The sequence below is a fragment of the Ramlibacter sp. MMS24-I3-19 genome (genome assembly GCF_050320135.1).
Classification (GTDB): Bacteria; Pseudomonadota; Gammaproteobacteria; order Burkholderiales; family Burkholderiaceae_C; genus Ramlibacter.
The window spans coordinates 3,184,064-3,198,524 of sequence record NZ_CP190017.1 but is presented as its reverse complement, the minus strand read 5'-3'; the positions used below and the strand labels follow the sequence as shown (position 1 = coordinate 3,198,524).

General features: G+C 68.1%; 12 protein-coding genes, 1 tRNA gene and 1 pseudogene. 6 read left to right on the top strand and 8 right to left on the bottom strand.

The window, feature by feature from the left end:
- Positions 1-26: 26 nt before the first annotated feature.
- Both ACPWT1_RS15945 and ACPWT1_RS15940 read right to left on the bottom strand, forming a co-directional pair.
- Positions 27-1,049, bottom strand: coding sequence for a microcin C ABC transporter permease YejB (locus ACPWT1_RS15945; protein WP_427912125.1), 1,023 nt, complete (start codon positions 1,047-1,049; stop codon positions 27-29).
- 1 nt (position 1,050) lies between these two features.
- On the bottom strand, positions 1,051-2,877 hold the full coding sequence (locus ACPWT1_RS15940) for an extracellular solute-binding protein (protein ID WP_427912124.1): 1,827 nt from the start codon (positions 2,875-2,877) through the stop codon (positions 1,051-1,053).
- Between the two features lie 36 nt (positions 2,878-2,913).
- On the opposite strand from ACPWT1_RS15940, the gene fabI reads away from it, so the two are divergent.
- Positions 2,914-3,708, top strand: coding sequence for an enoyl-ACP reductase FabI (gene fabI, locus ACPWT1_RS15935; RefSeq protein WP_427912123.1), 795 nt, complete (start codon positions 2,914-2,916; stop codon positions 3,706-3,708).
- Between the two features lie 12 nt (positions 3,709-3,720).
- Here fabI and ACPWT1_RS15930 read toward each other — a convergent pair whose 3' ends face one another.
- The 4 genes from ACPWT1_RS15930 to ACPWT1_RS15915 form a co-directional block, all read right to left on the bottom strand.
- Complete coding sequence (locus ACPWT1_RS15930; RefSeq protein ID WP_427912122.1) at positions 3,721-4,548, bottom strand: LytR/AlgR family response regulator transcription factor; 828 nt, start codon at positions 4,546-4,548, stop codon at positions 3,721-3,723.
- Positions 4,545-5,807 carry a sensor histidine kinase gene (locus ACPWT1_RS15925; RefSeq protein WP_427912121.1) on the bottom strand — a complete coding sequence of 421 codons (1,263 nt, stop codon included), beginning with the start codon at positions 5,805-5,807 and terminating at the stop codon, positions 4,545-4,547. Before ACPWT1_RS15925 ends, ACPWT1_RS15930 begins: the two co-directional genes overlap by 4 nt.
- 19 nt (positions 5,808-5,826) lie before the next feature.
- Positions 5,827-6,123 carry a hypothetical protein gene (locus ACPWT1_RS15920; protein ID WP_427912120.1) on the bottom strand — a complete coding sequence of 99 codons (297 nt, stop codon included), beginning with the start codon at positions 6,121-6,123 and terminating at the stop codon, positions 5,827-5,829.
- Between the two features lie 132 nt (positions 6,124-6,255).
- A complete protein-coding gene (locus tag ACPWT1_RS15915) occupies positions 6,256-8,520 on the bottom strand; it encodes an Orn/Lys/Arg decarboxylase N-terminal domain-containing protein (protein ID WP_427912119.1) in 2,265 nt (754 codons plus the stop codon).
- Positions 8,521-8,661: 141 nt separating this feature from the next.
- Here ACPWT1_RS15915 and ACPWT1_RS15910 point away from each other — a divergent pair, with 141 nt between their 5' ends.
- From ACPWT1_RS15910 to ACPWT1_RS15890, 5 genes and pseudogenes are all read left to right on the top strand, one after another.
- Complete coding sequence (locus tag ACPWT1_RS15910) at positions 8,662-9,087, top strand: NfeD family protein (RefSeq protein WP_427912118.1); 426 nt, start codon at positions 8,662-8,664, stop codon at positions 9,085-9,087.
- A 24-nt stretch (positions 9,088-9,111) separates the two neighbouring features.
- A complete protein-coding gene (locus tag ACPWT1_RS15905; RefSeq protein ID WP_427912117.1) occupies positions 9,112-10,029 on the top strand; it encodes an SPFH domain-containing protein in 918 nt (305 codons plus the stop codon).
- Positions 10,030-10,267: 238 nt separating this feature from the next.
- Positions 10,268-10,480: pseudogene (locus tag ACPWT1_RS15900) on the top strand (MerR family transcriptional regulator); the annotation flags it as partial.
- 119 nt (positions 10,481-10,599) lie between these two features.
- Positions 10,600-11,784: a hypothetical protein gene (locus ACPWT1_RS15895; RefSeq protein ID WP_427915637.1), complete on the top strand. Its 1,185-nt coding sequence runs from the start codon at positions 10,600-10,602 to the stop codon at positions 11,782-11,784.
- Positions 11,785-11,801: 17 nt separating this feature from the next.
- Positions 11,802-12,155, top strand: a complete 354-nt coding sequence (locus ACPWT1_RS15890) for a hypothetical protein (RefSeq protein ID WP_427912116.1) — start codon at positions 11,802-11,804, stop codon at positions 12,153-12,155.
- A gap of 101 nt (positions 12,156-12,256) precedes the next feature.
- Here the strand turns inward: ACPWT1_RS15890 and ACPWT1_RS15885 are convergent.
- Positions 12,257-12,347: transfer RNA gene (locus tag ACPWT1_RS15885), tRNA-Ser, on the bottom strand.
- Between the two features lie 32 nt (positions 12,348-12,379).
- Positions 12,380-14,461, bottom strand: a complete 2,082-nt coding sequence (locus tag ACPWT1_RS15880) for a response regulator (RefSeq protein ID WP_427912115.1) — start codon at positions 14,459-14,461, stop codon at positions 12,380-12,382.

Here is a 14,461-nt window from a genome sequence, read left to right as displayed (position 1 = left end):
GGGCCGCTTGCGCGACGGCCTGGCCGTCAATCGAACTTGACACGAGGGTCGACCCAGACATAGCAGAGATCGCTGACGAGCTTGGTGAGAAGGCCGATCAACGTGAAGAGGTAAAGGGTTCCGAGCACCACCGGATAGTCGCGGCGGATCACGCTCTCGTAGCTGAGCAGCCCCAGGCCGTCCAGCGAGAACAGCGTCTCGATCAGGAGCGCGCCGGTGAAGAACGCGCCGATGAACGCCGCCGGAAAGCCCGTGACGATGGGGATCAGTGCGTTGCGGAACACGTGCTTCCACAGCACGCGGCGCTCCGTCAGTCCCTTGGCCCGCGCCGTCAGCACGTACTGCTTGCGGATCTCCTCGAGGAAGGCGTTCTTGGTCAGCATGGCCGTGACGGCAAAGCTGCCCAGCACCATCGCCGTGACCGGCATGGCGATGTGCCACAGGTAGTCCACGATGCGCGCCGGCCACGACAGCTGCTCCCAGTTGCCCGAGACCAGTCCGCGCAAGGGGAACCACTGCAGCTGGCCGCCGAAGATCACCAGCAGCACGACGCCGAGGACGAACCCGGGAATCGCGTAGCCGACCAGCACGAGGATGCTCGTGACCAGGTCGAAGCGGCTGCCCGCCCGCACGGCCTTGGCCACGCCCAGGGGCACTGCCACCAGGTAACTGATGAAGAACGTCCACAGGCCCAGGCTCACGGAGACCGGCAACTTTTCCTTCACCAGCTCCCACACGTCCTTGTTCTGGAAGAAGCTGCGCCCCAGGTCGAAGCGGGCGAACTGCCCCAGCATCTTGACGAAGCGCTCGGCGGGAGGCCTGTCGAACCCGTACAGCGCCTTGATCTCGGCGATCCGTTTCGGGTCGACGCCCTGGCCTCCGCGATACGCCCCGGTCTCGCCGGTGCGTCCGGCGGTGCGGCGCGCCTCCGCCATGAACTGCTCCACCGGTCCGCCGGGGACGAACTGCGTGACGATGAAAGTGAGCAGGAGGACGCCCAGCAGCGTCGGCAGCATCAGGAGGATGCGCTTGAGGATGTAGGCGGCCATGTCAGTGTGTCGCAGCGGTGGCGGGTGGCATGCGCGCCCACCACACCATCATGGGCCAGTCGAGATACGCGACGCCCTCTGGCGGATAAGGCGGCACGGTGGCCGGGCGCTCGAGCCGCCACGTGTCGTAGGCGATGCGAACGGCACGGTTGGTCCAGCCGGGAATCATGTAGTGGCCATGCGCGATCACGCGGTCGAGGGCACGGCAGGCCGCGAGGTACTCGTCGCGGTTGCTGGCGCCCGTCAGCCGGCCGAGGATGCCGTCGATGGCCGGATTCTTCACGCCGCCCCAGTTGTTCGACCCCGGCGTGTCGGCGGCCTTGCTGCCGAACAGGTCGAAGTAGTCGGTGCCGGGAAAGTGCGTGCCCGGTGCCGCGATCTGCACCATCTCGAACTGGTGGGCGTCGATGCGTTCCTGGAACAGGGCCCAGTCGACCGTGCGCACCGTCAGGCGGATGCCCAGCTTCTCGAGTGCGCGCTGCCAGGCGGCGGTCAGCGTCTCGGCCTTGCCCTCGGTCGTGTCCAGCAGTTCGATGGTGAACGGCTGTCCGTTCGCATCGCGAAGCACGCCATCGTCGAGCGTCCAGCCTGCAGCACGCAGCAACTCGCGCGCTTGCAGCAGGTTGCCTCGCAGGGAGTTCTGGCCGTCGGTGCGCGGGGGCACCGCCATCGGGCCGAACGTCTCGGGCGCCAGCGACGCCCGGTACGGTTCCAGCAGCGCCATCTCCTGCGGCGACGGCGTGCCGTTGGCCTCGCAATCGGTATTGCCGAACACGCCCTTGACGCGCGTGTAGGCGCCCCGGAACAGCTGCCGGTTCATCCACTCGTAGTCCATCGCCAGCTCGATGGCCATGCGCACGCGGCGGTCCTGGAACTTGGGCAGGCGCAGGTTCAGGAAGTACGCCGGGAAGCCGTCGGGCGTGCGGTGGTGGAACTCCTGCTTGACCAGTTCGCCGCGCGCGACGCGCGGACCATTCAGCCGACGCGCCCAATCGCCGGCGGAGAAGAATTCCATCAAGTCGAATTCACCGGCCTTGAGCGCCTCGAGCTGCGCCGTGCTGTCCCGGTACAGCTTGATGGTGATGCGGTCGAAGTTTCCCGTCCCCTTGCGGACCGCAAGGTTGCGGCCCCAGTAACCCGGGTCGCGCACGTAGGTCACCTCGCGGCCGGAGAGCAGTTGTCCGATCTTGTAGGGACCCGTGCCGATCGGCGTGTCCATGACGACCTGGTCGAACGGCTTGCCGCCACCCCATTTGGCACTGAACACGGGCATGCCGCCCGCCACGAGGGGAAGCTGACGGTCCTTCTTCCTGAACCGGAACTTCACGGTCAGCGGGTCCACCACGTCGCAGCCCGCGATATCCACATACGTCGCCGCGTATGAGGGATGCGCCAGTTTCGAGATCAGCGTGTCGAAGCTGTGCTTGACGTCGGTCGCCGTGACGGGGTCTCCATTGTGGAAGCGGGCCTCGCGCCGAAGACGGTAAGTGGCCGACATCCCATCGGCTGCAACATCCACGTCCTCGGCCAGCAAGCCGTAGGCCACGCCCACCTCGTCCATCGGGCCCGTCAGCAGGGACTCGAACAGCAGGTCGGCCTCCTGCGAGGGCTCGCGACCCTTCAGCGTGAACGGGTTGACCTTGTCGAAATTGGAGACGCGCGATGCGGGCACCATGCGCAGCTCGCCGCCCTTGGGCGCCTGCGGATTGACGTACTCGAAGTGGTCGAAGCCGGGCTTGTACTTGAAGTCGCCCCACACCGAATACCCTGGGGCGGCCCAGCCGGGAGCCGCCAGTACGCAGGCCAGAAAACACAACACGGCACGCATGCGAGAATTCTGCCCGTTTTGTTCAAGCGAGCTCCCATGGGTTTCCTGGCCGGCAAGAAGTTCCTGATCACGGGCGTGTTGTCCAACCGCTCCATCGCCTACGGCATCGCGAAGGCGTGCCATGCACAGGGGGCCGAACTGGCCTTCAGCTATGTCGGTGAGCGGTTCAAGGACCGCATCACCGAATTCGCGGCCGACTTCGGCTCGAAGCTGGTGTTCGACTGCGACGTCGGGGACGACGCGCAGATCGAGCGCCTGTTCACCGACCTCTCGGCGCACTGGCCGAAGTTCGACGGCTTCGTGCATGCCATCGGCTTCGCGCCGCGCGAGGCGATCGCGGGCGATTTCCTCGACGGCCTGTCGCGCGAGGCATTCCGCATCGCCCACGACATCAGTGCCTACAGCTTCCCGGCCATGGCCAAGGCGGCGCAGCCGATGCTGAACGACAAGGCGGCGCTGCTGACGCTCACCTACCTGGGCGCCATCCGCACCGTCCCCAACTACAACACGATGGGCCTGGCCAAGGCTTCGCTGGAAGCCTCGGTGCGCTACCTGGCCGAGTCGATGGGCCCACGCGGCGTTCGCGTCAACGGCATCAGCGCCGGCCCGATCAAGACGCTGGCTGCCAGCGGCATCAAGGGCTTCGGCAAGATCCTGTCGGTGGTGGCCGAGACCTCGCCGATCCGGCGCAACGTCACCATCGACGACGTCGGCAACGTGGCGGCGTTCCTGTTGTCCGACCTCGCCGGTGGCGTGTCGGCCGAGATCACTTACGTCGACGGTGGTTTCAGCCAGGTGGTCGGCGGCATCGCCGAACAGGCAGCCGACTGAGGCGCCCTACCCTCACGCGCCCCTGAACAGGTGCGCAAAGCTGCGGCTGACTTCCAGCACCTCGGGGTGGCCGTGCAGGTGCACGCGCTGCCTGCCGGTGTCGTCGCGGGTCACTGACGCCACCGCGGCCAGGTTCACGATGGTGGACCGGTGGATCTGCCAGAACTGCTGCGGGTCCAGCTGCGGCAGCAGGTCGCGGATCGGCGTGCGGATGAAGGCCTCCTGCTGTCGGGTCTGCACCCGCGTGTACTTCTCGTCCGAGCGGAAGAACAGCACTTCGGGCACGGCGATCAGGCGCGTGGTCGATCCCGCCGCGGCCTGGATCCATTGCATGTACGTCGCTGCACCGCCCGCGGGCTGCGAGATGCCGTGCTGCAGCTTCATCAGCCGCTCGAGCAGCGAGTCGAGCGCCGCTTCATCGGCGGCAGAGGATCCGGTCGAGCGCCGTGCGGCCAGCCGGTCCTTCAGCCGCTGGGCCGTCTGGGCCAGCCGCGCCGCTTCCACCGGCTTGAGCAGGTAGTCCAGCGCGCCCTGCTCGAAGGCCGCGATGGCGTACTCGTCATAGGCCGTGACGAAGACGATCTCGCCCTTCCAGCCCGGCAGGGCCACGATCTCGCGGGCCGCCTCGATGCCTGTCATGCCTGGCATGCGGATATCGAGGAAGACCACGTCCGGCTGCAGCGCCTCGGCCTGCGCCAGCGCTTCCATGCCGTCGCGGGCCTCGCCGGCGATCTGCAGCTCGGGCCAGGCCGCGGCCAGGCGGGTCTTGAGCTGCTCGCGCAGCAGGCGCTCGTCGTCGGCGATCAGCGCACGCAGCGGCGTCCCGTTGGCCGTGCTCATGCTGCCTGCTCCGTCGCCGGCTGCGAGCCGGCGGGGGCCTTGGTGGGAATGTGGAACGGGACGGAGATGCGCACGGTGGTGCCGGTGTTGGAGTCGGACATGAGGCTCAGGTGGCCCTTGCCCGAATAGAGCATGGCCAGGCGTTCACGGATGTTCTGCAGGCCGATGCCGGTGCCCGAGGTGGGACCGTCCAGCTTGTCGAGATCGACGATGCCGACCCCGGTGTCGCGCACCTCGACGACCAGCGCACCCTTTTGCGCACGCGCGGCCACGGTGACCTTGCCGCCCTCCGGCTTGGGCTCGATGCCGTGCTTGATCGAGTTTTCCACCAGGGACTGCAGCATCATGGGCGGGAACTCCGCACTTTCCAGCTCCGGCGGGATCTCGTACTGCAGCTCCAGCCGGTCCTCGATGCGCATCTTGATCAGCTCCAGGTAGGAGCGCACCAGGCGCATTTCCCGACCGAGCGTGGACGACTCCTGGCGCATCTGCGGCAGCGCCCCGCGCAGGTAGGTGATCAGCGCCTTCTGCATCTGGCTGGCGCGCGCCGGGTCGGTCTCGATCAGGTAGTCGACCGCCGCCAGGGTGTTGAACAGGAAGTGCGGCTCGACCTGGGCCTGCAGCACCTGCAACCGGGCCTGGACCAGCTGGCGTTCCATCGCCTCGCGGCCGGCGGCGTCCTCGGCCGTGCGGACCTTGGCGTCGGCCAGGGCCACCTTGCGCACCACGATCTTGGAGGCCGCGAGATAGGCGAAGAGAACGATGATCAGCGTCGCGCCCAGGTCGCCCACCAGGCCGCGGAAGGTGAACACGTTGCGCGAGATCGTGCGCGGCTCGTCGCCATCCTCCTCGTCGCTGTCGTTCGAGTTGCCCTCGTTGGCTGCCCCTGGCGGGTGGGGAACGGGAGGCGTGTCGGGCAACCCCTCGGCGGTGGCCGGCTGTTCGGGCGCCACCGGACCGGCGTGGCCCGGCGGATTCGCCAGTGGATCGCGGCGGCGCGTGATGCGGATGCCGTCCGGCCCGACCCGCGTGACTTCGACCGAGGTGTCGTTCCCGCCGCGGGCGATCACCACCCGCTGGTGCTTCAGGTGCAGCTGCTCGGCGATCAGGTTGCCCGCGATCAGCACCACCAGGAACAGCACGATGAGGCGCCACCACGACGTGGCCGCCGCCCAGCCGCTCAGCTCGGCGTTGGCGCGCGACAGCCAGGCGAACAGGGGCCCTCGCGGCGAGCGGGGCGTCTTTGCTTCCGGGGTCATCGTCCGAGGTTACCCCGCTTCAGGTGGGTTGCACGCAAGCCGGCGTGCTGGTGCTGGCGGCGGCCGCGCGCGCCTGCGGTGCGTCATCCTGCGAGTCCATCGCCACGGCGCGGCGGCCGACGATTTCCACCGGCGGCAGCTTCACGTAGCGCGTGGTGTCCTGCATCTGCGCGGATGCGTGGCGCACTGCGGTGTGGCTGGCCGAAGTGGCGACAGCGAGGACGCCGGTCAGGAGCAGCGCGACGGCGGCGGCCAGGCCGATGCGGACGGCAGGCGGCAGGGACTGCGGCTGGAAGTGGGTGGCGGGATGCTGCATCTCGGTCTCCTCCGGGCCGACGTGGCCCGATGAGGAAACTGTAGGGAAGCGGCCCTTCCGCCGCACCCGGTGGGCGACGAACTGCAGGCTGGCGCGACGAGCTGCAGCCCGACCGCCCCGGCCCGGAGCCGGTCACTCCCGCACACAGTCGGCGTAGTACCGCACCTTGCCGTCGGCGGAGGTCTCCTCGACCAGACCGTGGATGTCGGTCTCGAAGCCGGGGCACTGGGCGTTGAACTCGCGCGAGAACTTCAGGTAGTCGACGATCTTCTTGTTGAACACCTCGCCCGGGATCAGCAGCGGGATGCCGGGCGGGTACGGCGTCACCAGCGAGGTGGTGATGCGCCCTTCCAGTTCGTCGATGCCCACGCGTTCGGTCTTGCGATGCGCGATGTGGGCGAAGGCGTCGCTGGGCTTCATGGCCGGCGTCAGGTCCGACAGGTACATGTCGGTGGTGAGGCGGGCGATGTCGTACCTGGCGTAGAGCTCGTGCACGAACTGGCACAGGTCGGCCAGGCCCATGCGCTCGTAGCGCGGGTACTGCTGGCAGAACTCCGGGAGGATCCGCCACATCGGCTGGTTGCGCGCGTAGTCGTCCTTGAACTGCTGCAGCGCCGTCAGGAGCGTGTTCCACCGGCCCTTGGTGATGCCGATGGTGAACATGATGAAGAAGCTGTAGAGGCCGGTCTTCTCCACGATGATCCCGTGCTCGGCCAGGAAGCGCGTGACGATCGAGGCCGGGATGCCGGTCTTGGCGAACTTGCCGTTCAGGTCCAGGCCGGGCGTGACGATGGTGGACTTGATCGGGTCCAGCATGTTGAAGCCTTCGGCCAGGTTGCCGAAGCCATGCCACTTGGCGGTGCGCGCCTCGCCTTTGATCACCCAGTCGTCGCCGCGGCCGATGCCCTCCTCGACCAGCCTGTCGGGGCCCCAGACCTTGAACCACCAGTCCTTGCCGTACTCCTGGTCCACCTTGCGCATGGCGCGCCGGAAGTCCAGCGCCTCGAGGATGCTCTCCTCCACCAGGGCGGTGCCGCCGGGCGGCTCCATCATCGCCGCCGCCACGTCGCAGCTGGCGATGATCGCGTACTGCGGGCTGGTGGACGTGTGCATGAGGAAGGCTTCGTTGAACAGGTGCCGATCGAGCTTGCGGTGCTGCGAGTCCTGCACCAGCACGTGGCTGGCCTGGCTGATGCCGGCCAGCAGCTTGTGGGTGGACTGGGTGGCGAACGTCAGCGACTCGCGCGGACGCGTGCGGCTGCGGCCCATCGCGTGGTACGTGCCATAGAACTTGTGGAAGGCCGCGTGCGGCAGCCAGGCCTCGTCGAAGTGCAGCGTGTCGACGTAGCCGTCCAGCATCCCCTTGATGGTCTCGGTGTTGTACAGGACGCCGTCGTAGGTGGACTGGGTGAGCGTCATCACCCGCGGCTTGACGGCGTCGGCATCCACGCCCTTGAGCAGCGGATTGGCGCGGATCTTGGCGCGGATGGCGGCCGGCTCGAACTCGCTCTGGGGGATCGGGCCGATGATGCCGAAGTGGTTGCGGGTGGGCTTGAGGAACACCGGGATCGCCCCGGTCATGATGATCGAGTGCAGGATCGACTTGTGGCAGTTGCGGTCGACCACCACCACGTCGCCCGGCGCCACGGTGTGGTGCCACACCATCTTGTTCGACGTCGACGTGCCGTTGGTGACGAAGAAGCAGTGGTCGGCGTTGAAGATGCGGGCGGCATTGCGTTCGCTCGCCGCTACCGGGCCCGTGTGGTCCAGCAGCTGCCCCAGCTCGTCGACCGCGTTGCAGACGTCGGCCCGCAGCATGTTCTCGCCGAAGAACTGGTGGAACATCTGGCCGATGGGGCTCTTGAGGAAGGCCACGCCGCCGGAGTGCCCGGGGCAGTGCCATGAATACGAGCCGTCCTCGGCGTAGTCGAGCAGCGCCTTGAAGAACGGCGGCTGCACGCCTTCGAGATAGCTCTTGGCCTCCCGGATGATGTGGCGGGCCACGAACTCCGGCGTGTCCTCGAACATGTGGATGAAGCCGTGCAGCTCGCGCAGGATGTCGTTGGGCAGGTGCCGGCTGGTCTTGGTCTCGCCGTAGATGTAGATCGGCACGTCGCTGTTCTTGCGGCGCACTTCCTGGATGAAGCTGCGCAGGTGCACCACGGCCGGGTCCGGGTCGGGGCCGGCCGTGAACTCCTCGTCGTCGATCGAGAGGATGAAGGCGCTGGCGCGGCTTTGCTGCTGCGCGAACTGCGCCAGGTCGCCGTAGCTCGTGACCCCCAGGACCTCCATGCCTTCGGCCTCGATGGCCTGGGCCAGGGCGCGGATGCCCAGCCCGGACGTGTTCTCCGAGCGGTAGTCTTCATCGATGATGACGATGGGGAAGCGGAATTTCATGCAGGGATCCTGGTGGGGCGGGCAGCCCGGCCGCGGACGCGAGGCGTGGGGCCGGAAACGTGAGGCGCGAAGTGTATGCAATCGGGCTGGCGCCTCCCTGAGCGCCCGCTCCCGCACAATCCCGGCAGGAGGACTGCAGAGATGGCGGATTCGACAGTGTGGTGGCTGCTGGCCGGCGCCGCGGTGGCGGTGGAACTGATGACCGGCACCTTTTACCTGCTGATGCTGGCCATCGGCCTGGCGGCTGCGGCGCTGGCGGCCCACGCGGGCGCGGCGCTCACGGTGCAACTGGTGACCGCGGCCCTGGTCGGTGGGGGCGCCGTCACTGGCTGGTACCTGCTGCGCCGTGGACGGGCGACCGCGGCGCCCGCTGCGAGCAATCCGGACGTCAACCTCGATGTGGGTGAAACCCTGATGGTCGACACCTGGCTGCCCGATGGCACGGCCCAGGTGCGCTATCGCGGCGCCATTTGGACCGTCACGCACCTGCCCGGCGTCGCTCCCGCCACAGGGATGCACCGCGTGCGCGAGGTCGTCGGCAGCCGGCTGGTGGTCGAGAAAATCTGAACCGTCTCACTGGAGGGAAAGCACGTGGAAATCGCATTGGTCCTGTTCGTCATCGCCGTCATCTTCGTCGTGCGGTCCATCAAGGTCGTCCCGCAGCAGCACGCCTGGGTGGTCGAGCGGCTGGGCAAGTACCACGGCACGCTCTCGCCGGGCCTGAACCTGCTCGTGCCTTTCGTGGACCGGGTGGCCTACCGCCACAGCCTGAAGGAGATCCCGCTGGACGTCCCCAGCCAGGTGTGCATCACCCGGGACAACACGCAACTGACCGTCGACGGGATCCTGTACTTCCAGGTGACCGACCCCATGCGCGCCAGCTACGGCTCGTCCAACTACATCGTGGCGGTCACCCAGCTTGCCCAGACCTCGCTGCGCAGCGTGATCGGCAAGCTGGAGCTGGACAAGACCTTCGAGGAGCGCGACATGATCAACGCGCAGGTGGTCGCGGCCATCGACGAGGCCGCGCTCAACTGGGGCGTGAAGGTGCTGCGCTACGAGATCAAGGACCTGACCCCGCCCGCCGAGATCCTGCGGGCCATGCAGGCCCAGATCACCGCCGAACGCGAGAAGCGCGCCCTGATCGCCGCGTCCGAGGGCCGCCGGCAGGAGCAGATCAACATCGCCACCGGCGAGCGCGAGGCCTTCATCGCCCGCTCCGAGGGCGAGAAGCAGGCCGAGATCAACAAGGCCCAGGGCGAGGCGGCGGCCATCCTGGCCGTCGCGGAGGCGACGGCAGGCGCCATCCGGCAGGTCGCAGAGTCGATCCGGCAGCCCGGCGGCGAGCAGGCGGTGCAGCTCAAGGTCGCCGAGCGTGCCGTCGATGCCTTCCGCACCGTCGCCAACGAGTCCAAGACCACGTTGATCATTCCCGGCCACATGGGCGAGGTCTCCGGGCTGATCGCGTCCGCGATGCGCCTCGTGCAGGCTGGGCGAAGCGCCGAGTAGTTCTTCTCCGGCACCGGTCTCGAAGGGCGCTGGGGGCGCCTTTTTCTGGCTGGCGCCTGCCGGCAAACTGTCTAATCCAGTTGGTATCTGTCTACGCAGAGACGCTCCGTCTAAGTGACTGGCTAAGACATAGTGACACTGTCTAGGTGTAAATACCGTGTTTCAGGGGCAACAACTGTCTTGACTGTCTTTTTGTGCTGTCCAATACTTCTCGGACAGTGCAAGACAAAGGGTACAGGTGCTGACCAGCAAAGACGTTCTGGAGCGAACCGGGATTTCCCGGGCGACCCTGAACAACTACATCAGCTCGGGGCTGTTGCCCCGGCCGGAGGTGCTGCCGCCCAACCCGGCCGATGGCGCTGCGCCGCGCATCGGCTACTTCCCCGACGACACGGTCGACCGCGTCAACGAGATCCAGCGCCTGAAGCGCGAGGGCTGGAGCATCTCGCGCATCTCGGCGCATTTCGCCGGCCAGCTGTCGGGCCGGGGCACCGAGGCACCGTCTCCCGCCGCTCGCCCGGCCACGCCGCCGACGGCCATGCCATCGGTGGCCTCCCCCCGCCCGCCAGCGTGGACCGCCGACTGGGACGCCCCACCCTGTCGCTGGCCGACATCCCGCATCCGGCATACCTGCTGGATGGCGCGCTTGGCCTGGTGTGGTCCAACGAGGCCGCGCGGAGCCATGCCGATTCCCCGCTCCACGGGTTGTCGGACCAGGCCACGACGGGCAGCGTTGCGCAGTATCTGGTGACCTGGGCCGAGCAGCATGGCGCCGAGTCCGTCCTGCGGTTCCATCTCGGGCTGCTCAAGGCCCGCGGGACCGGCATCGGCACGATCACGGCGAGCGCGCCGGCCGGACACCAGGCTGCGCTCGAAACGTCTTACCGCGCGAGCGTCGCCGTGCCCGCGGAGCCGTTCGCCCAGGTCCTCGTCGCGACCGGCGACGCAGGCGCACGGCTGCTGCAGGCCGCGCAGTTCCGCGAAGGCATCCTGTTCGTGCTGGTCCCCGTGGAGAAGGCGCCCGAGGCCGCCGCCGAGCAGCGCACCTCACGCGCCAAGCCGGCCGGCGCGCCTGCCCTGCTCCCCGTTGCCGTGCTGGTCACGACCCTGCAGGACGCCCATGCCTTGTGGCTGCGTCTGCCGGCCGGCGAGTACTTCGAGCTGGTGAACGAGATCTGGAGCACGCTGGACGGCATCTTCACCGAGCTGGGTGGACGCCACGGCAGCCATCCCGGCGAGGGGATGGTCTGCCATTTCCTGCCGCATGGCGGCAGCGGCTACCTCGCAAATGCGCTGGCCGCCGCGCACCGCACGCGCGAGGCGATGCGGCAGCTGTCGGCCCGCTGGCAGTCGCGCAAGGGCTGGGACGTCGAGCTGTGCATGAACACCGGCATCGATGCCGGCCAGGACTGGATCGGGCCGCTGCGCCTGGTCGAGCCCCTGGAGCTGTCGGTGCTCGGCGCCGCGGCCGACCATGCCGGTGCGCTCTCGCGCACGGCGCGCGGCGGCGCGGTCTGGATGACTCGCGGCCTGGTCGACCGGCTCGATGCCGGCGAGCGCCAGCGGCTCCAGTACGGCGTCCCGCGCCGCGGGGCCGACGCATCCGGCCAGCGCGTGCTGGCCAGCTTTGCCCGCCTGCAGGATCTGGCGCCTTCGGCGACCGTGGCTCCGGCAATGGCGGACCTGCCCGTCACCGAACTGATCGACCTGGCCCCCGCGGGCCTCACCCCACCCCATGGCCAGGCGGCTGCCTGAGCGCGAAAGGACGAGACATGCGTTGGTTCAAGCCCAATCTCCGGAACAGCCTGCACGCCATCTTCAGTGGTGGCCCGGCGACCGAGCCGTCCTATGTCGACGAGATGTACGGCATCGAGGACATCCGCAAGAAGATGCTGGCCCTGGCGTCCACCGTCCCCGACGAGGAGTCGGGCGCCGCGCGCCGGCGGATCCGGTACGCGGACGATGTCGAGACGCTGTGGTTCATCCGTGGCGAACTGATGGGACTGCTGGCACGCAACCATGGCGAGGCCGCCGCGCTGGAGCTGATCGAGCGGGTGAGCGAGATGTTCGAGGACCTGCTGCCGCCAGGGCTGCGGTCCCGCCCGAGTCCGCTCGGGAGGAATTGAGACGACCGTTGGTGAAGAGGGGGCTCAGGAGGTTCCGCTTCGGCGGGCCTCCTTTTTGCGCCCGGAAACGAAAAGGCCCGCGATGCGGGCCTTTGGCGTTCTGGCGGAGAGGGCGGGATTCGAACCCGCGGTGGGCTATTAACCCACACACGCTTTCCAGGCGTGCGACTTAAACCGCTCATCCACCTCTCCTGCGAGCGCGCGATTGTAGCAAGCGCAGCGGCTCAGGCGACCTTGGCACTCCGCGATTGCTGCGGATCCGCGATCATCTGCAGCAGCAGGTTCACGTCGGCGGGCTTGACCATGTGGAAATCGAAGCCCGCCTCGGCCGACCGCGACCGGCTTTCAGCCTCGCCGTAGCCGGTCAGCGCGATCAGCAGCGCGTCATGGCCGGCCGGCAACTCGCGCAGCTTGTGGGCGACCTCGAAGCCGTTCATGCCCGGCAGGCCGATGTCCAGCAGCACCACGTCGGGCCGGAACTCCTGCGCGATCTTCAGGGCCGCCATGCCCTCGTTGGCGATGCGGACCTCGAACCCTTCCATCTCCAGCAGGGTCATCAGCGTTTCGGCCGAAGCCACCAGGTCGTCGACGACGAGGATGCGCGATGGTCCGTTGGCACCACGCCCGGCGTTGCCGGCCTCTGCGCCCTCTTCCGGTTGCACCGTCACCTTCTGCTCGTCGAGCAGCGCCGGGAGCCGCACGGTGACCTCGGCACCGCGCCCCAGTCCCTCGCTACGTGCCTCGACCGACCCGCCATGCAGCTCGACGAGGTGCTTGACCAGCGTGAGGCCGATGCCCAGGCCACCCTGCGAGCGGTCCAGCGACTGGTCGGCCTGCGCGAACAGGTCGAAGATGTGCGGCAGGAACGCCGGGTCGATGCCTGCGCCTTCGTCGCGCACGGTGATCGCCACCATGCCGCCTTCGTAGGTCGCGGCCAGCTCGATCACCGCATGCTGCGGCGAAAACTTCGCGGCGTTGTTGATGAGGTTGGACAGCACCTGGGCCAGCCGCACCGGATCGCCGTCGATCACCACCGGCTCGTCGGGCAGCTGGATGCGCAACTGCTGGCCGCGCGATTCCATCTTGGGCAGCGTCGATTCGGCGGAGCGCTCGATCAGCGAGGCGAGATGCAGGCGTTCGGGCTTGACCACCACCTTGCCCTGCACGATGCGGGACACATCCAGCAGGTCGTCGATGAGCCGCGCCATGTGGTCGGCCTGTCGGCTGATCACGTCGCGCGCCCAGTGCATCGTGGGTGCCGCGACGTCGGACCCCTGCATGATGTGCACTGCATTGCGGATCGGTGCCAGCGGGTTGCGCAATTCATGCGCCAGCATCGCCAGGAACTCGTTCTTGCGGCGGTCCGCCTCCTGCACAGCGCTGTAAAGGCGCGCGTTCTCCATCGCAATGGATGCGCGGCTGGCCACTTCCCGGGCCAGGGCCAGGCGGGCGCCGTCGAATTGGCGGGCCGGTCCCTCCAGCAGCAGCGCACCACGCACCCGCTCGCCCGCCGTGAGCGGGCAGATGGCCAGCGCCAGGTCCGTCTCGTCGTCGTGCCACAGCTGGAACTGGCGCTCTCGCAGGGTGCGGCCGACCGCCTCCTGGGCACCGGCGGGCAGATCGTCCAGCCCCTTGCCCGTGCTCGCCATCGACCGCGTGACGTGGCCGTCCGCGTCGGCCAGCACGAGGATGGCACGTTCGCCCAGCATGGGCGCCGCCGCATCGAGCAGCGCACGGCTGGTGTGCTCCAGGTTCAGCGACCGCGACAGCCGCTGGCTGACGTCGGACAGGTAGTCCGCTCGCTGGATCGCCTCCTCGGCCGCGACGCGCGCCGTCTCGGACCGCGCCAGCGCCTCGCGCTCGGCGGCCCGCAGCTGCAGCTGGCGGTTCATCCGGTGCAGTTCGACGAACACGCGCACCTTGGAACGCAGCACCTCCGGCACCACGGGCGACGGGATGTAGTCGACCGCGCCCAGCGCGTAGCCGCGCTTGGCCTGCAGTTCGTCCACGTAGGCCGTGATGAACACGATCGGCGTCTGGGCCGATTTCTTGTAGTGCCGGATCAGGCTGGCCGTCTCCAGCCCGTCGATGTCGGGCATGTTGACGTCCAGCAGGATCACCGCGAACTCCATCTCCAGGATGTAGCGCAGTGCCTCCTTGCCGGACCTCGCGCTGACGATGTTCTCGCCCAGCTCCTCGAGGATGGTGCGGAAGACGACGTGCTTTTCCTGCAGGTCGTCGACCACGAGGATGTTGGCGCGCTCCTGGAGGGCGGCCTGCGCTTCGGGGTTCAGTCGTGCCGTCAC

Coding starts and splice junctions, on each gene's coding strand:
- ACPWT1_RS15945 (WP_427912125.1), bottom strand. CDS start 1,049: ATGGCCGCCTACATCCTCAAGCGCATCCTCCTGATGCTGCCGACGCTG.
- ACPWT1_RS15940 (WP_427912124.1), bottom strand. CDS start 2,877: ATGCGTGCCGTGTTGTGTTTTCTGGCCTGCGTACTGGCGGCTCCCGGC.
- fabI (WP_427912123.1), top strand. CDS start 2,914: ATGGGTTTCCTGGCCGGCAAGAAGTTCCTGATCACGGGCGTGTTGTCC.
- ACPWT1_RS15930 (WP_427912122.1), bottom strand. CDS start 4,548: ATGAGCACGGCCAACGGGACGCCGCTGCGTGCGCTGATCGCCGACGAC.
- ACPWT1_RS15925 (WP_427912121.1), bottom strand. CDS start 5,807: ATGACCCCGGAAGCAAAGACGCCCCGCTCGCCGCGAGGGCCCCTGTTC.
- ACPWT1_RS15920 (WP_427912120.1), bottom strand. CDS start 6,123: ATGCAGCATCCCGCCACCCACTTCCAGCCGCAGTCCCTGCCGCCTGCC.
- ACPWT1_RS15915 (WP_427912119.1), bottom strand. CDS start 8,520: ATGAAATTCCGCTTCCCCATCGTCATCATCGATGAAGACTACCGCTCG.
- ACPWT1_RS15910 (WP_427912118.1), top strand. CDS start 8,662: ATGGCGGATTCGACAGTGTGGTGGCTGCTGGCCGGCGCCGCGGTGGCG.
- ACPWT1_RS15890 (WP_427912116.1), top strand. CDS start 11,802: ATGCGTTGGTTCAAGCCCAATCTCCGGAACAGCCTGCACGCCATCTTC.